This is a genomic window from Dethiosulfatarculus sandiegensis (assembly GCF_000931935.2).
GTDB classification, from domain to species: domain Bacteria; phylum Desulfobacterota; class Desulfarculia; order Desulfarculales; family Desulfarculaceae; genus Dethiosulfatarculus; species Dethiosulfatarculus sandiegensis.
In genome coordinates, this window is record NZ_AZAC01000078.1 from 236,870 (window position 1) to 259,159 (window position 22,290).

Annotated in this window: 17 protein-coding genes; 8 read left to right on the forward strand and 9 right to left on the reverse strand. The window is 53.5% G+C overall.

Annotated elements, in window-relative coordinates; translation table 11 throughout:
- Positions 1-13: 13 nt before the first annotated feature.
- The 3 genes from cobS to cobU form a co-directional block, all read right to left on the reverse strand.
- On the reverse strand, positions 14-751 hold the full coding sequence (cobS, locus tag X474_RS24805) for an adenosylcobinamide-GDP ribazoletransferase (RefSeq protein ID WP_044352771.1): 738 nt from the start codon (positions 749-751) through the stop codon (positions 14-16).
- A gap of 180 nt (positions 752-931) precedes the next feature.
- Complete coding sequence (cobT, locus tag X474_RS24810; RefSeq protein WP_044352772.1) at positions 932-1,993, reverse strand: nicotinate-nucleotide--dimethylbenzimidazole phosphoribosyltransferase; 1,062 nt, start codon at positions 1,991-1,993, stop codon at positions 932-934.
- Between the two features lie 14 nt (positions 1,994-2,007).
- Positions 2,008-2,556 carry a bifunctional adenosylcobinamide kinase/adenosylcobinamide-phosphate guanylyltransferase gene (gene cobU / locus X474_RS24815; protein WP_044352774.1) on the reverse strand — a complete coding sequence of 183 codons (549 nt, stop codon included), beginning with the start codon at positions 2,554-2,556 and terminating at the stop codon, positions 2,008-2,010.
- A 537-nt stretch (positions 2,557-3,093) separates the two neighbouring features.
- Here cobU and X474_RS24825 point away from each other — a divergent pair.
- Complete coding sequence (locus X474_RS24825) at positions 3,094-4,626, forward strand: hypothetical protein (protein WP_044352777.1); 1,533 nt, start codon at positions 3,094-3,096, stop codon at positions 4,624-4,626.
- A gap of 55 nt (positions 4,627-4,681) precedes the next feature.
- On the opposite strand, the gene X474_RS24830 is transcribed toward X474_RS24825, so the two are convergent.
- Positions 4,682-6,106, reverse strand: a complete 1,425-nt coding sequence (locus tag X474_RS24830; RefSeq protein WP_044352778.1) for a DegQ family serine endoprotease — start codon at positions 6,104-6,106, stop codon at positions 4,682-4,684.
- A gap of 416 nt (positions 6,107-6,522) precedes the next feature.
- Here X474_RS24830 and X474_RS24835 point away from each other — a divergent pair, with 416 nt between their 5' ends.
- The 3 genes from X474_RS24835 (at position 6,523) to arsB (ending at position 9,889) form a co-directional block, all read left to right on the forward strand.
- On the forward strand, positions 6,523-7,197 hold the full coding sequence (locus tag X474_RS24835) for a response regulator (RefSeq protein ID WP_044352779.1): 675 nt from the start codon (positions 6,523-6,525) through the stop codon (positions 7,195-7,197).
- Positions 7,178-8,578, forward strand: a complete 1,401-nt coding sequence (locus tag X474_RS24840; RefSeq protein ID WP_044352780.1) for a sensor histidine kinase — start codon at positions 7,178-7,180, stop codon at positions 8,576-8,578. The genes X474_RS24835 and X474_RS24840 overlap by 20 nt, the downstream gene beginning before the upstream one ends.
- A gap of 117 nt (positions 8,579-8,695) precedes the next feature.
- On the forward strand, positions 8,696-9,889 hold the full coding sequence (arsB, locus tag X474_RS24845) for an ACR3 family arsenite efflux transporter (protein WP_044352782.1): 1,194 nt from the start codon (positions 8,696-8,698) through the stop codon (positions 9,887-9,889).
- Here the strand turns inward: arsB and X474_RS24850 are convergent.
- From X474_RS24850 to X474_RS24860, 3 genes are all read right to left on the reverse strand, one after another.
- Positions 9,875-13,072 carry a sensor domain-containing protein gene (locus X474_RS24850; RefSeq protein WP_052515622.1) on the reverse strand — a complete coding sequence of 1,066 codons (3,198 nt, stop codon included), beginning with the start codon at positions 13,070-13,072 and terminating at the stop codon, positions 9,875-9,877. The genes arsB and X474_RS24850 overlap by 15 nt on opposite strands.
- 455 nt (positions 13,073-13,527) lie before the next feature.
- The gene (locus X474_RS26675; protein ID WP_197282269.1) at positions 13,528-13,695 is read right to left on the reverse strand and encodes a hypothetical protein; all 168 of its coding nucleotides are present in this window, start codon (positions 13,693-13,695) and stop codon (positions 13,528-13,530) included.
- Between the two features lie 189 nt (positions 13,696-13,884).
- A complete protein-coding gene (locus tag X474_RS24860; RefSeq protein WP_052515623.1) occupies positions 13,885-14,358 on the reverse strand; it encodes a pyridoxamine 5'-phosphate oxidase family protein in 474 nt (157 codons plus the stop codon).
- Positions 14,359-14,472: 114 nt separating this feature from the next.
- Here X474_RS24860 and X474_RS24865 point away from each other — a divergent pair, with 114 nt between their 5' ends.
- Entirely contained in the window at positions 14,473-15,993 is a 1,521-nt protein-coding gene (locus tag X474_RS24865) for an SDR family oxidoreductase (RefSeq protein ID WP_044352786.1), read from the forward strand.
- A gap of 7 nt (positions 15,994-16,000) precedes the next feature.
- Entirely contained in the window at positions 16,001-16,978 is a 978-nt protein-coding gene (locus X474_RS24870; protein WP_044352787.1) for a YbgA family protein, read from the forward strand.
- A 1-nt stretch (position 16,979) separates the two neighbouring features.
- On the opposite strand, the gene X474_RS24875 is transcribed toward X474_RS24870, so the two are convergent.
- Entirely contained in the window at positions 16,980-18,476 is a 1,497-nt protein-coding gene (locus tag X474_RS24875; protein ID WP_044352788.1) for a cryptochrome/DNA photolyase family protein, read from the reverse strand.
- 260 nt (positions 18,477-18,736) lie between these two features.
- Here X474_RS24875 and X474_RS24880 point away from each other — a divergent pair, with 260 nt between their 5' ends.
- Entirely contained in the window at positions 18,737-19,216 is a 480-nt protein-coding gene (locus tag X474_RS24880) for a hypothetical protein (RefSeq protein ID WP_044352789.1), read from the forward strand.
- Positions 19,217-19,308: 92 nt separating this feature from the next.
- On the forward strand, positions 19,309-19,671 hold the full coding sequence (locus tag X474_RS24885) for a hypothetical protein (RefSeq protein ID WP_052515624.1): 363 nt from the start codon (positions 19,309-19,311) through the stop codon (positions 19,669-19,671).
- Positions 19,672-20,184: 513 nt separating this feature from the next.
- Here X474_RS24885 and X474_RS24890 read toward each other — a convergent pair.
- Positions 20,185-22,290 carry a TonB-dependent receptor gene (locus X474_RS24890; protein WP_044352790.1) on the reverse strand — a complete coding sequence of 702 codons (2,106 nt, stop codon included), beginning with the start codon at positions 22,288-22,290 and terminating at the stop codon, positions 20,185-20,187.

The window sequence follows — 22,290 nt, forward strand, 5'->3', positions numbered from 1 at the left end:
TACGGGCTTTTTTTCATCCCAGGGCGCAGAAGCTGAGCAGCACCACCGCCTCGGACAATTCAATGGCGGCGCCCAGGTTGTCCCCGGTCACCCCGCCCAGGCGGCGCTTGAACCAAAGTCCCAGGATCAGCCCCAGCACAGCCACCCAAAAGGCGGCCACCAGGCCTTTAAGCCCGGCCAACAGACCTGCCGCGGCCAAGGCGGTGATGGTGGAGGCAAAAAAGGGCGTGAGGTTTTGAACCTGGGCATGGGCCGCGCCCAGCCCCTTGCCGGGTGTGGCCGGAGGCATCAGGACCGAAAGAGCGGCGGCCAGGGCCCTGGCCAAAGGCGGAGCCACCAGAAGAGCGGTCACGGCGGTCTCCGGAGAAAGAGAGGCCAAGGCCCCGAACTTGATCATAAAAAGGCCGCAGACCGCCGAAAGGCCAAAGGAGCCCAGGTGGCTGTCTTTCATGATCTCCAAGGCCCGTTCCCGGCTGGTCATATGCACCAGGGCATCTGCTGAATCAGCCAACCCGTCTATATGTAAAAAACGGCTGGAGGCGGCCCAAATAAAAATCATAAGCGCGGCCACGGCCAAGGGGGGGAACAACTGTTGAAACAGATAACCCGCCAGGGCCAGAAAGCCGCCCATGATAAGCCCCACCAGACCAAACCAGGACCTGGCCCTGGAGAAATCACCCGGCATGGCTGCGTATTTAGAGCGCAGGGTGATGATGGTTAGAAACTGCAGGGCCAGGAGAAAATCGCCCAAAAGATCCTCCCTAAAGTTAATACAATGATCCAGCGGCCCGCCGAATTGCGAGGCTTTCCTAAGACTCGTAATTCGGGCCACTTGGCAAAACCCAAGTTTTTGCCAAGTGGCCTCTGACAAAGTGCAGATGGACTTTGTCAGCAAGCTAACACCCAGAACCTTCGGCCCTGGGTGTTTATCTCAGTCTTCGTGGCCGATAACACCGGCTGACTCAAAGGTCGCCATTTCGTTAAAGATCGCCACGGCAGCCCTGACCACGGCCACGGAAAGGGCGGCTCCGGTGCCTTCGCCCAGGCGCATATCCAGATCCAAAAGCGGTTCCAGGGCCATGCCTTTGAGCATGGCGGCCTGTCCCTTTTCCACTGAGGCGTGACCACTGAAGAAATAGGGCAAGGCCTCCGGGCAGATGCGGCAGGCCACAAAACCGCCGGCCGTGCTGATGATGCCGTCTAAGATAACCGGCACGCCCAGGGAAGCGGCCTTGAGCGCATAACCGGCGATGGCGGCGATTTCCAAACCGCCCAGGGCGGCCAGAACCCCGACTGAATCACAAGGATTAAGATCCTTATGAAGCTCAAGAGCGCCTTTAATGTAATCCACCTTGCGGGCCAGGCCCTCGTCATCCAAACCGGTTCCCCTGCCGGTCACCTCGGCGGGATTTTTTTGCAGGAAAAACGCAGCCAGGGCGGAAGAGGAAGTGGTGTTGCCAATGCCCATCTCGCCGGGAATCAAAAGATCGCAGCCCGAGTCGATCAACTCCCGGGCCACCTTGGCTCCGGCCATCATGGCGTCGAGCGCCTCTTCGCGGGTCATGGCCGGTTCCCGTAAAAAGCTTTTGGTGCCCCGGGCGACCTTGGCGTGAATCAAGTCGGGCGCGTCTTCAAAATCATGATCCACACCCACATCCACCACCTTGACCACGGAGTCCACCTGACGGCATAGTACGTTCATGGCCGCGCCGCCGCTCAAAAAATTATAAACCATCTGGGCGGTGACTTCCCTGGGGTAGAGGCTCACTCCATCCAAGGCCGAGCCGTGGTCCGCGGCAAAAATCGCCGCTCCGCAGGTGGGCTGCTTGAGCTCAAGGCTTCCCTTGATAATGCACAAGCGGGCGGCCACCTGTTCCAGCCGGCCCAAAGCGCCCCTGGGTTTGGTCAGGTTGTCCAGATGGACCTGAGCCTTTTCCGCCATTTCGGTTGCCGGTTCTTTTATCTGCCTAAGAATCTCTTCAAGTCTGTGCATGCTGGATTAACTCCTCAAAAAAGGGCTGGCCCTTTTAAAACCAAAGGTATGCCGGCGCTCACCAATATGGCCTGCTCACAGGTGCGGCCCATGAGCTGGTTCAAACCGCCGGCCAAGTCGCGATATCTTCTTGCCAGGGCGTTCTCGGGTACAATACCCATCCCCACTTCATTGGCCACCAAAATAACCTTTGCCTCAAGCCGAGGGATAACATCGCTAAGCTCCCGGCATTTTGTCAGAATCTCTTCATCATCCAGATTCTCGAGGGTCATGAGGTTGCTGAGCCAGAGGGTGAGACAATCCACCAGGAGCACCTTGTCCCGATGATCAATCCCAAGCAGTGCGTCCTTTAAATTAACCGATTCCTCCAGGGTTGACCAGGCAGGCCCCCGATCCATCTGGTGCCTTTTTATGCGGACCTCCATTTCCTGGTCCCAGGCCTGGGCAGTGGCCACGTAGACCGGCCTTTTGCCGCTCTTTTCGGCCAGGCTTTGGGCCAGGCTGCTTTTGCCGCTTTTTGCCCCGCCCACCACAAAAACGCTTCCAGGCGAATTGAGATTCATCCTTTAGTAATCCTTCTTTCGGGTATGGGCTAACAGGATATTGGAAAAGGGCTTCCAAGCCTTTTCAATCTGAACCGGATTTTAAAGCCGGAATATTTCAGTGCGCCTTCGTGCCCGGACCTTAAAAAAACAAAACCGCGTCAAGGCCGTCTCGGTGGCGCACTTGGCAGGCATTTTTCTTTGGCCTGCCTATTTTCCCCAACCATCTTATCACTTGGGGCAAACCTCGACACCCCTTGCCTTGTTCATACACCCGGTTCTTCTTTGCTATAAACAAAACGCCCCCAGGCTCTGAGTATGGATTCCTGTTTATCCTCCCAAAACCGGTTTAACCTTGATTGACAGGCTTTTTCTCCAAGGGCTAATATAGCATTTTAAAATTCCCCAAAACTTAATTGATTATATGATTAAAAATCATGATTTATGTCTCCCTCTTTTATAAGCTATGGCTGTTTTTATAGAACAGCTAAGCGAATTGGATTCTCCATGACAAATCATGTGATTATTTCCAGCTAGAAATGATTTAAGGAGAAGGCCGTGGCGCATTTATGGTTCAAGGCACAAATAAACAGGCTGAATCCCTTAACTGAGTTTCCTCAAACACCTTTTCGTCTTTTTATTCTCTGCTCTCTGCTTGTCTTCAGCTCAACCATATGTGTATTCTCTCCCCCTGCCCTGGCCGGGCAGGACCCGCCGGCCAGGCAATGCTGCGCCAGGGTCTTTGCGGCCGGGTTGGAATTGGGCTGGGCTGAAGCCACCGCCAGGCTGTCTTTTCAATCGGACAACGACATAATCACCCACCTCAACCGGGCCGCCGCCCATATCCGGGCAGCCAACACCTTTTGTTCCGCCTTGAACCCGGCCTGGAAAGGCCATGGCAATATGACCAGGCAGCTGAACGCCTTGGCCCAAAAAATCGCAGAAAAACCAACCCCCGAGACAAGGGAGGAAATAGCGGATTTTATCGCCCGTAAATCCCCCCATTACGCAGGCGCCTTGCGCAACCAGATAATAGCGAGCCGCAAGGTTCACAAAGACACGTGCACGGCCAACTATTTTCTCCTGGGGTTTCACCTGGCCAGAGCCCATTACATATTCCAGGTGGCGAAAGATCCGGGGACTCCCGCCAAGCTTAAGGACAAGTTAAAACAATCAGCCCAAAGAGGGATAAAAACCGCGCTGAATTTTCTACAAAGCCTGGAAAAGGTAAAACCAGTGACCGGTCACTGTGTGGAACTTTGGCGAAAAGGCTTTATCAAAGACCGCCTCACCCAGATCCTGGGGAACAAGGGCCTTGATCTTAGCCTGCTCACAGGGCTGACCCAGAGCTATTGGGAGGACGCCCTGGACGCCATGAACTCTGGAGTCGCCGAGTTGAATATCCGGCCCTGCAGCGGCAGAGTCCTGGGCCTTCAGGTTATTTTCAGACCATCTTCGGCCAGGCGGGGCATAAACGGCAGCTCCGCCATACTCATCCAGCCCAGGGGTGGTGAGGGCCCTTTTTCCCTAAAATGGCAGCTTTTAACTCCCGGGCAAAAGGTGCTGGCCCAAAAGACTAAAAAACTCCCCAAAAGCGGAATTCGCCTGACCTGGAAAACCAAGGCCCCAGGGACCGGGACCTATACCCTAAGGGCCAGGGCCAAGGATAAAACAGGACAATGGACGGTCTGGAAGAGAATGTTCATTCAGGTCACAGACTCAACCGGGCTAAAAATTCCGTTCCATCTTTCCTGTCGTAAAAAGCAAAACCGGGAAAAAGGCTGCTGTTGTTTCAAGGGGACTCACACCTATTTGTTTCCTTCCCACCCGATTACAAAGATAAAGGCCCGCTTTGACACGGGGAAAAAACTCAACTGTAAGAGCAGGGTTGTTTTCCAGATCCGTGAAAACAATAAATGGCGCACCATAAAAACAGTGAACGCGGTTTCCTCAAGAGGGGACAAAACCGTGGCCCCCACGGATGTGCTGATTCCGGTGGGCAAAAAAATAGACGGGTTTCGCCTTAAAGACGGCTGCCGTTGCTGCATAGACGACTCTGAGATATGGCTTAAGTCAGCCGGGGGCCGCTAAAAAAACCGGGCCCCATCAAGAGAGGGCCCGGCTGTCTAACTGATTTATTTAAGGGTTATTTCCCGGGTTTGACCACCACAAACAAGGTGCCCTTGCCGCGCTGGACCAGGAGCAAAAGGCCCTTATCCTTATTCAGGTCATCCAGGGCGTCTTCCAGGTCTGAAACCTTGTGCACCTCTTCCTGGTCCGCCTCCAGGATCACATCGCCCCGCCTTAAGCCCGCTTCGGCAGCAGGAGAATCAGGGGAGACCGAGGTGATAACCAGGCCCTTATCCGTGCGCAGCCTCAGTTTTTCGGCCAGCTCCGGGGTGAGTTCCTGAACACTCATGCCCAGGCCTTCAATTCCTCCGGCAACTTCCCGATCGGTTTCCATGCCCGCGTCATCCAGCTCACCCAGTTTAACGGTGAGTTCCTTTTCCCGGCCCTTTCTCATAACCACCATTTCAACTTTAGCGCCGACTTTGGTGGCTGCGACCATGCGGGGCAAAGAAACGGAATCCTTAACTTTTTTACCGTCAAATTCCACGATGACATCGCCGCGCTTGATACCTGCGTCATCGGCCGGGCTGTCTTTCACAACCTTGGATACCAGGGCTCCGGCATTCTCTTCCAGATCCAGGCTCTGGGCCAACTCCTTGGTGACAGGCTGGATATAGACACCCAACCAACCGCGCACCACCTTGCCGTTGGTGCGAAGCTGCTCCATGACCGTGCGCACCATGTTAACCGGGATGGCAAAGCCGATCCCCTGGCCATGGGCCACTATGGCGGTGTTGATACCGACCAGCCGGCCATCCATATCCACCAGGGCGCCGCCCGAGTTGCCGGGGTTGATGCTGGCATCGGTCTGGATAAAGTTGTCATAGGGACCGGCGCCGATGATGCGGCCCTTGGCGCTGACTATGCCCACGGTGACCGTATCGTTTAGGCCAAAGGGGTTGCCCAGGGCCAAAACCCATTCACCGACCTTCAGTTTCTCGGAATCGCCCAATTTTAGGGCCGGATAGTCATCACCCTTGGTGGTCTTCAAAAGGGCGATATCGGTCTTGGGGTCCCGCCCCACGAGCTTGGCTTCGACTTCCTCGCCGTTTTTGAATTTAATGACGATTTCATCCGCACCTGCCACCACGTGGTTGTTGGTGACCACATAACCCTTGGGGTCCACAATAACCCCGGAGCCCAGGGAGCGCTGTTTGGTGCCCTTGTTGGGCATGCCGTGGCCCTCGAAGAACCGCTTGAAAAACTCGTAAAAATCCCGGTCCATGGGGCCGCCGCGGCCTTGGAAGCCGGGCATGGGGGAGCGTTTCACGATCTTTAAGGTTCTTATATTCACCACTGAGGGAGAGACCTTTTCCGCCAGGTCGGCAAAGCTGGGCAATGCGGACCGATCCACAGCCATGGCAGGCAGAGATGCGGCCAGGCTGAAGACCAGGGCCAGCACCAGGACAATGCCGAGTTTGGGGGAAAGCTTTTTTCTCATATCAACTCCTCCTGCTTTACAATCTGAAAAGGAACTTATTTTTAGTTTTATTATTTCAGCGTCATGAAAAATGACTGTATTCCCTTTTGACTTGCCCAATAGTGTATGTCCTTTTCATTGCCAAAACCTTTCCCGAGCATTACAGTTTTGTAATGTAAGGATAAAATCAATATTTACAGCCTGTTAACATAAATATTTTCCCCTGGTCAGGCTTGGATTCCCGATTCGGCCTGAAAAAACGGTAAAACTTCTTTACAGTTCCCAAGGGCCTGAATTAACTCTCAGGCCAAAGATTTGCGGATTTTAAAAAAGTAATTATTTTCTTTGCTAACAGGCCGACGCCTGCGAGGATGCTTCAAGGGTATGCTCTTTAATGAAAATCACTTTTTGCCGCATTTACTAAGGGAGCCCAACCCATGCGGATCTTGATTGTGGAAGACGACCGGAAAATAGCCTCTTTTATTGCCAAGGGTCTTAAGGAATCCGGTTATGCCGTGGATCAGGCCCATGATGGCGGCCAGGGGCTCAGCCTTGCCCTTAGCCAAAGTTATGACGCCGCGGTTATGGATATCATGTTGCCGGGCATTGACGGCATTGAGATCATAGAGGAGATGCGCAGGCAAAAAATAGACACCCCGGTGCTTATCCTAAGCGCCAAACGCTCCCTGGACGACCGCATAAACGGCCTGCAAAAAGGCGGTGACGACTATCTCACCAAGCCCTTTGCCTTTTCCGAGTTGTTGGCCAGACTCCAGGCCCTTATCCGGCGCTCCAGCCGCACTGTGGAGCCGGGCGCGCTCAAGGTGGGGGACTTGAGCATGGATCTTTTGCAGCGCACCGTGAAAAGAAGCGGAGAAGAGATAAGCCTGCAACCCAAGGAGTTCAGCCTGCTGGAATACCTTATGCGCAATACAGACAAGGTGGTTTCCAAGACAACCATTCTGGAGCACGTCTGGGATTACAGTTTCGACCCCCAAACCAACGTGGTGGATGTGGTCATTTGCCGTTTGCGCAACAAGGTGGACAAGGGTTATGACACCAAGCTGATACACACCATCCGGGGAGTGGGCTATGTCTGCAAGACTCCTTAGCAGACTGCCGGGCTCCACGGTATTTCGCCTCACCTTTTGGTATTGGGGAGTCTTCACCATAAGCCTTCTGGCCCTGGTTTCCCTCACCTATTACCTTCTGGCCACCACCACCCTGGAGGCGGACCGCCAGCTTATAAACGACAAGATAAGAGAATACGCGGTGTTGGACCACGTGGGCCGGGCCGAAGCTCTGATGGCCGAGATAAGGCTGCAAAAATCCATCGAGGAAAGGGCCGGGTATTTCATCCGCCTGGCCGACCCGGAAAACCAGACCCTGGTGGCGATCGTACCCCATGGCTGGAGCAAGGATATTGCCCGGGAACTGCCCTTTTTAGGGCCGGACGAGTGGCAGGAGGTGCCGAACCAAAGCGGTTGGGACAGCCTGGAAGTGACCGGGGTGCGTTTGGGCGACGAATTTATCCTGCAGGTGGGGCGGGGCACTGCCCGGCGCAGGGAGCTTTTGAGCCGCTTCAAGATCATCCTGGCCCTTATCATGCTCCCGGCCCTGGCCGTGGGGCTCGTCGGAGGCTATCTCCTGGCCTCGCGCAGCCTGCGGCCAATTCGGGATCTGTTGCAGGCTGTGCGCAGCATAGACGCGGGCAACTTGAAAGCCAGGGTGCCTTCCCGGGGCAAAGGCCGGGGAAGGGAGTTGGACGAGCTGGCCGAGCAGTTCAACCGCATGCTGGCCCGGATCGAAACCCTTATCAAGGGCATGCGCGAGGCCCTGGACAATGTGGCCCATGACCTGCGCACCCCGGCGGCCCGGTTGCGCGGCGTGGTGGAGACAGCGCTAAAGGACCAGGCCGGAGAAGAGGCCTGCCGGGAGGCCTTAATGGACTGCGCCGAGGAGTCGGAACGCATTGTCACCATGCTGAATACAGTCTCGGATGTCTCGGAGGCGGAGACCGGAATCATGCAGCTGACCACCAGCGAAACTGATCTGGCGGCCATCCTGGCCGAGGTGGTGGAACTCTATGACTATGTGGCCGAAGACAAGGGCATTGAAATGGCCCTTACGGGCCTGAACTCCCTGACCGCCGAAGTGGATAAAAACCGCATCCGCCAGGTGGTGGCCAACCTGCTGGACAATGCGGTCAAATACACTCCCCAAGGCGGCCGGGTTGAGGTGAACCTTGCCTCTGAAAACGAATCCGCCCTGATCACGGTGAAGGATAACGGCATGGGCATCTCCCCCCAGGACCAACCCAGGGTCTTTGATCGGCTTTACCGGGGTGATCGAAGCCGCTCCCAAAGGGGCATGGGCCTGGGGCTCAGCCTGGTAAAGGCGGTGATCAAGGCTCACAAGGGAGAGGTTTCCCTTTTGAGCAGCCCCGGCCAGGGATCCAGTTTTACGGTGAAACTCCCCCTCTCCCCTGCCTGATTTCTCCCTTTGCCTGCAAAATGCAACCTTAATCCTACTATTTTAGTTTGAATTTTATTGCCTTTTTGGCTATATTGCCAAGTAATCAATATTTTAATGCCAAAAGGATCAAGCCCAATGGGTAATAAAACCAAAACCTCCCCCAAAATGAGTTTTTTTGAACGTTACCTGACCCTTTGGGTAATCCTCTGCATAGCAGGCGGCATTTTTCTGGGCAAGTTCGCCCCTGGCCTGGCCAGGGAGCTGGACGCCATGGCCATCACCATAAACGGCGCGCCGGTGGTCTCCATTCCCATTGCCGTGTGCCTTTTTTTCATGATGTATCCCATCATGGTCAAGATAGATTTTGGCCAGGTGCTGAAAGCCGGGCGCAATCTGGGACCGGTGAGCCTCACGCTTTTTATCAACTGGGGCATAAAACCCTTTACCATGTACGGTATAAGCCTTTTTTTCCTGGGATACCTGTTTCACAGCCTGATCGGGCCTGAGGCCACGGACCTCATAAAAATGCCGCTTGGCCTGGACCTGGCGGTGGGCGAGGCCTACGGCGCGGGAAAGGTGGTGCTGATAGAAGGCGTGAAGATGCTGGAAGTGCCGCTTTGGCGCAGCTATCTGGCAGGCTGCATACTTCTCGGCATTGCCCCCTGCACGGCCATGGTCCTGGTATGGGGTTATCTTTCCAAGGGAAACGACGGCCACACCCTGGTGATGGTGGCGATCAACTCCCTTGCCATGCTCCTTTTATACGGGCTTTTGGGGGGCTATCTCTTGGGTGTGGGGAGGTTGCCGGTGCCCTGGCAGGCGCTTTTGCTCTCCATAGCAATCTACGTGGCCCTGCCGTTAGCGGCCGGTTATTTTTCCCGCCGTTTTATTTTGGCGTTAAAGGGTGAACTCTGGTTCAGGACCCGATTTTTGCACATGCTCACCCCGGTTACCATAAGCGCCCTTTTGCTCACCCTGGTTCTTTTGTTTTCCTTTAAAGGCGAGGTAATTCTGGAAAATCCTCTCACCATCCTTTGGATCGCCGTGCCGCTCTTTTTGCAGACCGTGCTGATCTTCGGGCTGGGTTACGGCCTTGCCAAAATATTGGGCTTTAAATACGAGGACGCAGCCCCCAGCGCCATGATCGGGGCCAGCAACCATTTTGAGGTTGCCATTGCCACGGCCACCATGCTATTCGGTCTTTCCTCGGGCGCGGCCCTGGCCACGGTGGTGGGAGTTCTGATTGAGGTGCCGGTGATGCTCATGCTGGTCTCCATCTGCCTTGCCACCCAAAAGTGCTTCAAAGCCAGAGAACTACCATCTGGGTGATTGAACAAGCAGATCTTCGGCCTCCTTGGCGGGCAGGGGCCTGGCAAATAAAAAGCCCTGGCCGTATTCGCATTTCATATCCCTTAAAATCTCGAACTGGGCCTTGGTCTCAATGCCCTCTGCTATCACCTCTTTAGCCATGTCGTGGGCCAGACCCACAATAGTCTGCACTATTTTCTTATTTTCTTCCTTTTCCTGCATGCGCCCCACAAAGCACTGATCAACCTTTAGGGAATCAAAGGGGAAACGGTGCAGATAACTCAAAGAAGAATAGCCGGTTCCAAAATCGTCTATACTTAGCTTCAGCCCCATATTAGCCAATGAATTAAGCAGTTTGACTGAAGCCTCCGCATTGGCCATAATCCCTGATTCAGTAACCTCCAACTTTATCAGATGGGGTGGATAACCGGTTTTGGCAAGTATCTCTGCGATATCTTCCAGCAAGGTTGGGGAAGCGAACTGGCGCACACTTAGATTGACACTCATCAAAAGGCCTTGTTTATTTTGGGCAAGGGCTTTCCATTTTCGCCCGGCCAAACAGGCCTGCTCAAGCATGGTCAGGCCCAAGGGATTTATCAGACCGGTTTCTTCGGCTATTTCTATGAAGTACCCCGGCCCTAAAATGCCGTGCACCGGATGCCGCCAGCGAGCCAGGGCCTCAAAACCCGCTATGTAACCGGATTTCATATCCACCAAAGGCTGAAAATAGGGAATAACCTGTCCATCCTCCAAACCCAGTTTAAGCTCGCTTTCCACCATCAGCCGATTCCTGGCCTTTTGGTGCATCTTGGCTTCAAAAACCTCGCTTCTGGCCTTACCCAGGGCCTTGGCCCGATACATAGCCGTATCCGCATCCCGCAATATGACCTCGGCCTGATTATGGCGAGAGTCCGGTAACAGTATACCGATGCTCACAGACGCAAAAAGCTCATATCCCCTTATGCGTATGGGCCGGGCAATTTCTTCATGAATAAGTTCGCCTACCGAAACGGCCTCTTGAGCCGACTCGAGCCTCTCTAAAAGCACGGTGAACTCGTCACCGCCAAACCTGGAAAGGGTGTCATACGGCCGAAGCACCTTTTGGATGCGTCTGCCCATAATCTTAAGCACTTCGTCACCCAGGGAATGGCCCAAAGAATCGTTTACATCCTTAAAACGGTCCAAATCCACGCACAGAACGGCAAAGCCGTATTCCGGATGCCTCGTTTTTTCCTCCAAAGCCCGGTTAAGACGCTCCAGCAACATGGCCCGGTTGGGAAGGCCGGTTAAGTAGTCATGCATGGCGTCGTATAAAAGCTGCTCTTCCATGCGTTTGCGTTCTGTAATGTCATAGGCGTAAAGATGCACCAGGCCCAATTCCGGAAGCGGATTGTAGATCCAGGACCACACCCGGTTCCGATATTCAGTCTCCATATTTTCCCGGCCCCGGCCCGAGGCCAGGCAGTTTTTTACCACTTCCAGATGATCGGCCGGTAAAAATAAAGGCAGGTCTTCAGGCGAGTCGTGCAAAACCCTTATAGTGGCCGGGTTGAGGCAAACACTCTCCCCTTTTGCATCTACAGATAGTATAGGACTTGGGTTCTCGCGAGGAAACGTCGCCAGCCTGCCGATTTCCAGGTTCTTTTGTTCAAGGGACTTTTCCTTGGCCAAAAGGTCAGTCAAGTCAAAGGCCGAAACACTTGCTCCGATGAGCCTGTCGTCTAAATCAAACAAAGGAGAAAGGGTCATACTTAAAACCCGTTGGCCTGACTTTGTATTGAGTTCGACCCGGTTGTATTTGGTGCAGGACCGTGACTCCAGGCAGTCTTGAACCATTCGATTAAGTTTTGATTCGCTGGGCCACACCTTATCCAGACTTCTCCCCCTATAACGGGTGAGGTCTTTTTCGTCACCGAATATCCGGGGCATGGCATGGTTGATAAAGGTTATGCGCCCTTTTTGGTCAACGACTAAAAAGGGCGTTTCTATGCTGTTTAAAATACCCTGGCCAAATGCCAGGCGGTTTTTAAGTTTTTCCACCATGGAACTGGTGTCGCCCGCCAGGGAGATAAGCTCTGAACCATGTAAAACCGGCGGCGTGGCGGTTAAGTTCCCTTTGCTCACCGCATGAGTGTAGGAGGCCAGAGCCTTGAAGGAATTACTCAAATCCCTTCTCACCAAAAACACAAGCAAAAGGGCCAGGCCAAGGGCAAGGGCGCCGGACAGGATTCCGGATATGCGCCGGAAGGAATAAAACTCAATCTTCTTATCGAGCAATGTTTCCAATTCGGCGGATCCCACTTCCATCAACCTGACCGCCTTGGCATGAGCCTTGATCCAGGCCGACAGATAGCCTTTGATCTCCTCTTTTTCCGGTCTTTTTTGCAACTGCTCAAGAGACTTGAAAAAGGCCAGATTTTGGGCCACAAATTCCTTTAGAGCCTTTTTATATTCCCTTTGCAATCCAGGACTTCGGTCATAGTAATGGGGGTCTACTCTGAGCAGCCTTTCCGAATTCTTCAAAACAGAGGAATATGCCACCTTACTAAGGCGATTAGAGATAAAAAACCACTGCTGCCCGGCCAAGGAACTTTTGGCTCCCGGCATAATCCAGGTGGAGAGGGCCTGATTGAGGCTGCAGAGCAAATAGACATATTCCGGCAAAGACTGGTTGATAATCCTTGCCAGGTGATTGGAATCCGGGGCAGGATCCAAAAATAAAAGGGCTGCGTCGCCCAAGTCCCCGGTCATGCTCCTTAACCTGTCCATATAAACCAATAGCGCCGCCGGGGTTCTCTCTCCGGCTTTTATGTTCTCCCATTGGTCAGTTAAAAGCCTTATATCTTCACCCAACTGACGTTTAGCTTCTCTGCCCTTGGGGATAAACCAGAGATCCTTTTCCAGACGGGTCAGGGCTTTCGGTAAAACGGCTAAGTCAGATTCCATGGCTTCAACTGAATTTCTCGGCCAAGCGCCTTTAGAATCAAGTTTAGTCAGGGCCAGGTGCATAAGGGGAGCCTTTTGGTAAAGGGGTGCCAAACTTTTTAAAAAGGCATTTCCAAGCTTTTCCTGTCTGGCGATATTCAAGTCATACATAAAATCCAGGTCCATCAGCGCGGCCAGCACCGCCAGGGGGATTACAAAGGCCAGAGTCACAAGCAAATGTTTTTCAGATAGATCCAATCTCCTGTAGAAATTGAGCATATGGTCTCTCTTGGGGAAGCATCCCTTTTTAATTTATATTTTGGGTAATGCCCGGCCTTTGGGCTTAGGAAAGAAGCAATTGCTTTGAGGCAATGGTTTTACGGCATAGCCTTCAGCAAAAGGTGAGCAGAAGCAAAGGCATTCCGATTATCAGCTACAACTATTTAAAATTTAGTATGAACTGCGGTTTATGCCTTAACGGCACTTTATGAACAGCCTCAAAGCAGCGCTCACCCTTCCAGTAAAAGCAAACAGGCAGGAGCAGACAACTAAATAATCTGTCAATTAAATCAAATTTCTTTCTATCCGCAAGGCCTTTTACAATCTGAAAATAAGAATCAAGGTGATTTTTCAGGAACAAAAATAGAAGACTCCCCCAGCAGGTGGCTTAAGCCTGTTGGGGGAGTGAAAATTCTTTTGACCTTGTTCAAGTCAAACGGCAAGGCTTTATTGGATCAGTCTCCCAAGGGAAGTCCCGCCTTGGCGTCATCCAGGCAGTCTTTCAGTTCAGCTTCTGATACATCCTTGGGATTTTTCAGGGCATTTACCGGGCATACAAACTGGTTCCCCGCCTTGTCGGTAACCCAAACATAGTTCCAGGAAGTTTCGGTTGCTTTTGCCATAATTTACTCCTTTAAATTGAATTGGGCCTGATGGAGAGACATCTCCCTAGAGGGCAAATTAAACTTTAAATACTTTGCCTATGTAATTAATAGTGATAGGTAGATGAATGCCCGTCAACACTAAAAAACAGCTATGGCTTTACCTTCTCGGTTAATTAGGAGGATATCCTTAGTCTTAATCGGTATTTTTTAACCTACCGCCAGATTGGTGACCAGGCTCAAACCAGAGACGCAAATATAGTTCTCCACCTTGAAATGCATGAGCGCTGTTTCGGCAGAATCCAAAAAAATTCTAAGTTCCGGGTGTTTATTTAAAACAAGTTCCCTGACTTGTTCTTTATTTTCGGGTGAAACCTCCCGGCAAAGACCCAGGGCGGTCACAGCCAGGCCTGCATCAAAACCACCCTGTTTGCCGCCTTGATTATGGATTAAAAAACAAACCTTGGGATTTTCGGCAAGGTTCTGGAATTTACGGGTGTTTTTGGCTGTGCAAAAATAAATCGCTTTTAAATCCCCCGCAGCGGCAAAGGCCACCAAATTGGCATAAGGCGCATTTTTTTGGGAAGTAGCCAACACAGCCAAAGGTTCATCACGTAAAAGTGCGGCTAATCTTTCTTTTAAAAGCGGCACTTCATCCATCAACACAATCTTGTCCTCGCCCATGCCCGCCTCCTGAAAAAATCTGGCCCATGTCTCGCAGATTTACTTTTGTTTATGAGCTTTAAAAGGTTCTTTGCTGTTATCATTAAATTTAATGATGCCATTTAAGGAGTAAAAATGCAGGGAAAACCCATCCTGGTCACCGGAGCCACCGGTTATGTGGGCGGCAGACTGGTTCCCAAACTCCTGCAGGCAGGGTATAGGGTGAGGGCTGCCGGACGCTCGGTGGCCAAAATGCGCTGCCGCCCCTGGGGCAGGCATCCCGGGGTGGAGCTTGTCACGGCAGACCTTCTGGACCGGGAATCCATGAACCAGGCGGCCATGGGCTGCTGGGCGGCCTATTACCTGGTTCATTCCATGAACTCCCGCACCAGGGATTTTGCGGCCACAGACCGCAAGGCCGCCCAAAACATGGCAAATGCAGCAGCCCGTGCAAACCTGAACCGTATCATCTACCTTGGCGGCATAGTCCCGCCGGGTGACAACATAAGCAAGCACCTGGCCTCCAGGGCTGAAGTGGGGCGCATCCTGCAATCAGGGCCAGTGCCGACCACCTTTCTCAGGGCGGCCATGATCCTGGGCTCGGGCAGCGCTTCTTTTGAACTTTTGCGCTACCTGGCGGACCGGCTGCCGGTGATGATAACCCCGCGTTGGGTATCCACCATGGTGCAGCCCATTGCCATCACCAATGTCCTGAACTATCTCATGGGCTGCCTTGAGACCGACCAAGTCCTGGGACTCAGCCTGGATATCGGCGGGCCTGAAATAACCACCTACGCAGACCTTTTCCAGCTCTATGCCAGGCTGGCCGGTTTGCCCAAAAGGCTCATAATCAAGACATCTTTTCTCAGCCCCAAATTAAGCTCCTATTGGATCAACCTGATAACGCCGGTGCCCGCCTCTCTGGCCCGCCCCCTGGCCCAGGGGCTCAGCAACCAGGTCATCGTCGAAGATAACCGCATAGCCCGCATGATTCCCCAGGAGCTTTTAACCTGTGAGCAAACCATCCAACTGGCCTTGGAGCGCATTGAGCAGCAAAAGGTTGAGACCTGCTGGCTGGACGCGGGCCAGGTTCTGCCCCCGGAATGGATTCAATGCGGAGACGCGCCCCATGCCGGGGGAACAATCCTGGCCACCGCTGCCAAAATCAGTTTGAAATGTCCTGTGGAAAAGGCCTGGCGAGCTGTTTCCTCCCTGGGCGGAGACAGGGGCTGGCAATATATGCAGTCCCTCTGGAAGCTGAGGGGGCTTATGGATAAACTGGTCGGCGGCGTGGGCCTGGACCGGGGCAGGCGCGATCCCAAGGAATTGAACACAGGCGATCACCTGGATTTCTGGCGGGTGCTCGAGGCCGATCCCCCCAACCGGCTGGTGCTCATAGGAGAGATGAAGTTGCCGGGCGAGGCGATTTTGGAATACAGGGTGACACCCCAGGATAAAAATGTTTGCGAGTTGGAGGTAATCGCCCGTTTTCTGCCCCGGGGCCTGTGGGGCCTGGCCTATTGGCGTATACACACCATGGCTCATGACCGCCTTTACCGGGGCATGCTCACCAATCTGGCCCTCAGATCAGGGATAGAAATATTGAATCCCGCTCAAACCATTAAACCGGGGCCTCCCCAGGCCTGCAGATTGTGAATGGCTTATGAGCAAAAAAAAATTCACCAGACCCCAAGTAGTGGTGAGTAAATGCCTGGGCTTTGCCGCCTGCCGCTGGAACCAGGCCATGGTGGAAGATCCTTTTGTGGAAAAGCTGAAACAATTTGTGGATTATCAACCGGTGTGCCCCGAGGTGGAGATCGGCCTGGGCGTGCCGAGAGACCCGGTGCGTCTGGTGGGCAAGGCGGATGAGGTGAAAATGATCCAGCCCGCCACAGGCAGGGACTGCACCCCTGAAATGCAAAAATTCATGGCCGGTTTTTTCGGCTCCTTAAAGGAGGTGGACGGCTTTTTGCTGAAAAGCCGCTCTCCTTCCTGCGGGCCCATGGATGTGCCTATCTATGCTGGCGAAAAGCCAGGGTCATCCAGCAAAAAAGGTGCTGGCATCTTTGCGGCCAAGGCCAGGGAAACAGCTCCCCTGGCTGCCGTGGAGCATGAAGGCAGGGTGAAAAACTTTGAACTCAGGGAGCATTTTCTGACCAAGCTCTTTACCACATCCTGGTTCCGCCAGGTGCGGCAGGCAGGCTCCATGGGTGCGCTGGTTGATTTTCACTCTAAAAACAAGCTGCTTTTCATGGGTTACAACCAAAGCCGCATGCGCATCATGGGCAAGCTGGTGGCCAATCCCCAAGGCGACAGTTTGGAAAACATCCTGAACCAATACGAGGAAAACCTTGGCCAGGCCCTGGCCAAGGCCCCCAAGACCGGCTCCATCATAAATGTGTTGATGCATGCCGAGGGTTATTTTAAAAAGCAGCTCACAGCACGGGAAAAGGCCCATTTTCTGGACAGCCTGGATCTGTATCGCCAGGGGCGGGCGCTTTTAAGCTCGCTTCAGATGCTTTTGTTTGACTGGATTCTGCGTTATGACCAGGAGTATCTGGCGGAACAGAGCTTTTTCGCCCCTTACCCCCAGGAGCTCTTTTATCTCAAGGATTCAGGCAAGGGCCGCACTGTGGGCTGAATCAAAAAGGCAGTCCCGCCTGGCCGCCTGTCTGACCATAGGCGGCCAGGTATTCCTTAAGCTTCAGTTTCCGGGCCGTGCTTTCTGAGGTCATGTAGCGCACCTTGCCGAATATGGGGCGCTCCGGCCCCCAGGCCCGATCATGCCTGCCCAAGACCCAACAGATGCCGCTGTAGGAATTTGGGTCCCTGCCGTCCAGGGCCAGGCGGTCGTTAAGCTCCTTCATCACCAAAAAAGCCTGCTTGGGCGTGGGGCTCCACTTGAGAATTTTCTTGCCCCAGAGCATGCGCAGGTAATTGTGGATCACCCCGTCTTTTAAAAGCTGGGTCTGGGCCGCGTTCCAGATGGGATCGTGGGTCCGGGCCTGCCACAGCTCCTCGATGTTGTAAAGATGGGGCCTGGGATCTCCGGCATGTTGGGCCAGGGTGGTTTGGGCCCAGTCGGGCAGGGATTCATAGGAAGCATAATCCGTCCGATAATGACTGAACATATAACCCAGCTCGCGCCAGGTTATGAGCTGATCCAAAAAGGCCTCGGCTCCGGGGCTCATACCCCACCAGCCCTCTCTTTGCCCCTTGGACGGGGCTATGAGGCCGGAAGGCAGCCAGGCCTCTTTATTAACCACCGCATGGAATATTTCCTGGGGCGCTATATGGCCAAAATGCAGATAAGGCGAAAGCCCGCTGAATGCGCCGGAAGAGGGCTGGCGCGCCTCTGTGTCATATCTATCCAGGCCCTGGTCTATAAACCGCCGAAGCGCCCTGCCTGCTTCTTTGGCTCCGCCTTTTAGCAGAACCTCTTTGATCTTTTGATCCAGATCCAGGCCGGAGAGAAAGGAATCCCCAGCCTCCAGGGCCTCTTTCGAAGCCTGGGGCCATTTATCTTTTATCTCAGGCGGCAAATCAGCCAAAATCGGCAATTCAGTTCCTTGCAGCGGGTCAGGCACTGGTTGCAGGCTCAATTGGTCCGGCAGGTTTTTCTGCCAAAACCTGCGATAGCCGTAGGCCGTGGGAAAATCCCGGCCAGGCAGGCCAAGGGGCATCAGGGTGCAGGAATCCACCCCCTCCAGCCCGACCTTGAGTTTTCGACCAGCCGCTTTGAGCATGCGGGGCAAAAAGAAACAAGGGAAAACATCGGCCACCACCATACAGGCCCTTTTAGAGAGCGATGCCAACAACCCCTTGCCCCGGCCTTTCTTGGTTTCCACAAAAGGATAGTAAAAGACCCTTTCCGTGGAGAAGGCCTCTTTATTATCGGCCATGCCCTGCAGGATAAAGGCATGCAACCTGCGCGAGGCCAGGGGATAGTCCAGGCGTAAACCCTCCAAAACCAAAAGCGGCCGATTCAACTCCTCTGCCCAGGCCACAGCCCTTTGCAAGCCCGCGTTATAGCTCTTGCGCCTGTCGGCTGTCATCCAATAGAGCACATACTCGCCCGAGGGATTAACCGGCGCCTGGTTGATTTGCTGGATTCGCTGGGGAGTGACGGGAGTTACCATGGTTTTTCCCGAATTAAAATAGTTCGTAAGGGGGGTGCTTTTTAAAAAAGCAATAAGTCATGCTTTGATTTTCCAACACTTTTGAATTCCAGCTTACCGCTTTGCCTTGGAAAAGCCAATGAATGAAGAATGAGCAGCATTCAGGTTTTTCAGGATTGAATTGAGATACCCGTTTTCGAGTATATTAAAGTTGACTGCAACCGAACCGGAAGACGCAGCGCCAATATTTACAGATCCTTTGGGGCAAGGAGATATTCTGTATGAATAAGCTCAAAATCGGGTTTACGAGCGCCTTATTCTGGCTGGACAACCTCGCCACGGCCTTCCTCGTATTCATTCTCGTCAGTATGTGGGTGTTTCGTGATCAGGTATTCTCCATGGGAGGGGCACTTGCCCTGGTGGAACTGATCATGCTTATCGGCATGATATTCATCTTGCTGTTTAATATCGCATCCCTCTCCTGGCTTGGCCGGAGACAATTCAAGAACACTCACAAAAGAGCGTTCGATCCTCTTTTATTCGGACTCGGGATTGTTTGTGTCGTGATGATGACAGGGGAAAAAGTAATGGCGGATGAGATCGCCCATGAGACAGCAACCGGATGGGATAATCAAGGAGAGTATTTAATACTGTATGGCATGTTTTCCCTCCAACTCGTCTATAATCTGTTGATCTACAGGCGTTTATTCCAAAGACGACAACCGGAATCGGAAGCAAGGCCTTTTTTGCCGGGGCGATGAGCCGGTTTCTAATTTTTAAGCTTCGGCCAACGGCCCGCCAACCACAAAAATAACGGGACGCCCTAAAACGCCGCACCGGTGGTTTAAGCCTTATGAGTAAGTTGGATAGTATGGAAAGTTCCGGGTATCAAAGCTTCAAGTCCCTCATCCTCGAGGTTCTGCCTCTATCCAAGGATGCAATCCATATACATATGGGGTTGATGGTTTTATTCTTGGCCGTATTCATATGGAGGCGGGGCCGGTTGGACTATTTGAGTTTGCTGCCGGTATTCATGGCTGCGGGCGCCATGGAATTTCTGGATCTGCGTGATGATTTGCTTTTGCTTGGTTATATGCGCTGGTTTGCGAGCGTCCATGACCTGATTAATACTGTCTTCTGGCCCACGATTATAGTAATCGCATATAAGTGGGTTGAAACTCGAAAAACTTATAACCTGCCATTCAAGCGTGACTGAGAGAGCCATGCCAATTTAAAAATGTCCATTTATCTATTTCCTGACCTTTTCCGTATTTTTTCGTTAATCGTTTACCGACTCTTTAATTCAGCGATTCCTGGCTTTAGCAAGCACCCTGCCCCGCCGCCTTGCGCCGAAACCAGGGGGTTGAAACGAGAGCGCGCCCACCATAAACAAACAAGGCTTCCTAATCCAGGTTGTTTTGCAACAACCCGCCGCCAAGCAAAGTGACTTGCCCACCTGGCAAGAATTGAAGGGTGCCTGCGCGAGACAGCTTGAAGCTGCCGTCCGGCTGAATACAGCAGTCTCTGTCGGCTGTACGCGCGCGGGTTTCCGCTTCATGCTCAGACGTTGTTGACCTTACTGAAATCCAGTAGAGGCAGGTGACCGACATCATCGACCAAGTCGCCAAAGTGATTGCAAAGCATTGCACGGCGCCCCTCGTTGCGAGGTCTGGTCCGCCTCCCGCCGCGAACTTCCCGAATCCGGGGTTGCGGCGGGAGGAGCGGAGGATCAGAAGTTCCAGCTTATGCCTATACCCACCATGAGCGGGGTGATGGGAGTGCCAAACCATTCGCCGTTGCCGAACATGTCAAAGGCGTGGACAAAAGAATACTCATTGGTCAGGTTCTTGCCATATGCGTATATTTCCCATTGATCCTTGATGTATCCCACCCGGCAATTCAACTGGTAGTAGGGGTCCTGGCTGGCCGTATTGGCGTGGTCCCAAAAGATCTCACCTGTTCCCTGCACCTCGGGACGGACGTAGAACCCATCCAGAAACGAATACTTGAGAGCCAGGTTCAGGTCAAAATCAGGCACTGATATCACGGTGTTGCCGGAATAGTCCCCCTTACTGTCGGTGAAATCCTTATACTCGCCGTGCACATACCCGACGGAAGCGGTCAAGACGAGGCAATCGGACAGGTGGGCCTTGCTCTCCAGCTCAAAGCCGGACATGTGCACCTCTCCGGCGTTCATCAGGTAAGACTGCAGGGAGCTTGTCATGACCTTGTCCTGGAAATCATCGTAAATTGTGTGGAACAGGGCCGCGTTGACCAGGAGACGGCCGCCCAGGAACTGGGTTTTCGCGCCCAATTCATAGGTCCAGCTGGTTTCCTTTTCGAACTTAACCATCTCCGGGTCGGTGGTGAAGCTGGACATGTTGAAGTAGCCCCCGCTCCGCCACCCCTGGGTGAGGCTGGCGTAGGCCATGACCAGGGGAGAGAAGCGGTAGTCCACCGCGAACTTGGACAGGAATTGGGAGTCTGTTTTATCCAGGTCGGGCAGAGCACCCATCTTGTCGTGGAGCTCCCGGTTGGTCCATTCCTGGCGGACTCCCAGGGTCAGGCCCAGTTTGCGCTCCCAGAACCGGTAGGTGCCCTGGCCGAATACGGAATTGCTCGCACCTTTGAGCTCTGAGTTCACCATGGCGGTGCGCTCATAGGGATTACCGGCGACCCCAAGTGCCACATCGCGGTTAAAGGAATTATGGAAAAAACCCACCAGCCATTGCAAAGGCGAATCCTCCCCGTCCGGGGATTGCAATCTAAGTTCCTGGCTGAAACTCTGGCTGTCGTTACTGAAAAAGCCGTACATGAGCGGCAGGCGGGTCAGATCGTAGTCCGCGTCAAACTCCTGGCTGGTGTCGCGAAAGGCGGTGGCAGAGACCACGGTCACCGGTCCAGCTTCGTATTGGGCATGCAGGCTCGCCCCCGTGGTTTTGACCGACCCTGATCCGTCCCAATCCAGGTCCTGCTCCCAGTCGCCCAGGTAATTCTGTCCCAAGGAGGCTGCCGCCGAGCCGTTCAAAGGCAGGTTGAGCATCCCGTAATCGCTCTCGTAATCCGTATGGGACAGGCCCAGAGTCACTTCCCAGGCGTCGGTGGGGGTCCACACCAGGCTGCCGCGGCCGGCCATGTTGTTTGTGGAGTTATAGGTGTCGCCGGTATAGACGTTTTTGACATAGCCCTGGTCCCCCAGGGCCATGAAGGACAGACCGCCCGCCAAGACACCTTGGACCAGGGGGCCGCTCACGGAACCGCTGACAAGACCTGCGGCTCCGTACTCCGAGCCGCCTCCGACTTCGGCGTTGGCGCGTATTCTCAACGTGTCACCGGGTTTTTTGGTTATTATATTAATGACTCCGGCCGCACTGCTCAGGCCGTACATGGTGTTCTGCGGACCGCGCAACACCTCGATCCGCTCGATATCGAATAGCAGGTTGGCGCCCAGGCTGCCATAGTCGTCATAGGGAATGCCGTCCACCAGGAGCGTTACCGTGGGGTCCACATCCGTGCCCGAAGAAATCCGGCCCCTTATGCCGACATAAGAATAGGTCGTGGCCCCTCCGGAGCTGGAAATGGTCAGATTCGGCACCACTCGGTTGAGTTCGAGAAATTGCCGGATACCCGCCTCTTCAAGGGCCACTTCGTCAATAACGTCCACGGAAATGGGAACCTCCTGGACATTTTCCGTACGTTTCTGAGCCGAAACCTCCATGGTCTCCAACTGGAAATTACCGGCCCCGCCCTCTTTGGCTAATGCGGGCGAGGTCATCCAGCCAAGCAACGCGACGGCCAACCCCAGTGTAATGCCTTTTTTCAATATAAAAAACAA

What these genes read in the sequence shown, in the direction of transcription:
- cobU (WP_044352774.1), bottom strand. Translation starts at nt 2,556, where the DNA reads ATGAATCTCAATTCGCCTGGAAGCGTTTTTGTGGTGGGCGGGGCAAAA.
- cobT (WP_044352772.1), bottom strand. Translation starts at nt 1,993, where the DNA reads ATGCACAGACTTGAAGAGATTCTTAGGCAGATAAAAGAACCGGCAACC.
- X474_RS24830 (WP_044352778.1), bottom strand. Translation starts at nt 6,106, where the DNA reads ATGAGAAAAAAGCTTTCCCCCAAACTCGGCATTGTCCTGGTGCTGGCC.
- X474_RS24875 (WP_044352788.1), bottom strand. Translation starts at nt 18,476, where the DNA reads ATGGTAACTCCCGTCACTCCCCAGCGAATCCAGCAAATCAACCAGGCG.
- X474_RS24880 (WP_044352789.1), top strand. Translation starts at nt 18,737, where the DNA reads ATGAATAAGCTCAAAATCGGGTTTACGAGCGCCTTATTCTGGCTGGAC.
- X474_RS24840 (WP_044352780.1), top strand. Translation starts at nt 7,178, where the DNA reads ATGTCTGCAAGACTCCTTAGCAGACTGCCGGGCTCCACGGTATTTCGC.
- X474_RS24870 (WP_044352787.1), top strand. Translation starts at nt 16,001, where the DNA reads ATGAGCAAAAAAAAATTCACCAGACCCCAAGTAGTGGTGAGTAAATGC.
- X474_RS24835 (WP_044352779.1), top strand. Translation starts at nt 6,523, where the DNA reads ATGCGGATCTTGATTGTGGAAGACGACCGGAAAATAGCCTCTTTTATT.
- X474_RS26675 (WP_197282269.1), bottom strand. Translation starts at nt 13,695, where the DNA reads ATGGCAAAAGCAACCGAAACTTCCTGGAACTATGTTTGGGTTACCGAC.
- X474_RS24885 (WP_052515624.1), top strand. Translation starts at nt 19,309, where the DNA reads ATGAGTAAGTTGGATAGTATGGAAAGTTCCGGGTATCAAAGCTTCAAG.
- X474_RS24860 (WP_052515623.1), bottom strand. Translation starts at nt 14,358, where the DNA reads ATGGGCGAGGACAAGATTGTGTTGATGGATGAAGTGCCGCTTTTAAAA.
- X474_RS24850 (WP_052515622.1), bottom strand. Translation starts at nt 13,072, where the DNA reads ATGCTCAATTTCTACAGGAGATTGGATCTATCTGAAAAACATTTGCTT.
- X474_RS24865 (WP_044352786.1), top strand. Translation starts at nt 14,473, where the DNA reads ATGCAGGGAAAACCCATCCTGGTCACCGGAGCCACCGGTTATGTGGGC.
- arsB (WP_044352782.1), top strand. Translation starts at nt 8,696, where the DNA reads ATGGGTAATAAAACCAAAACCTCCCCCAAAATGAGTTTTTTTGAACGT.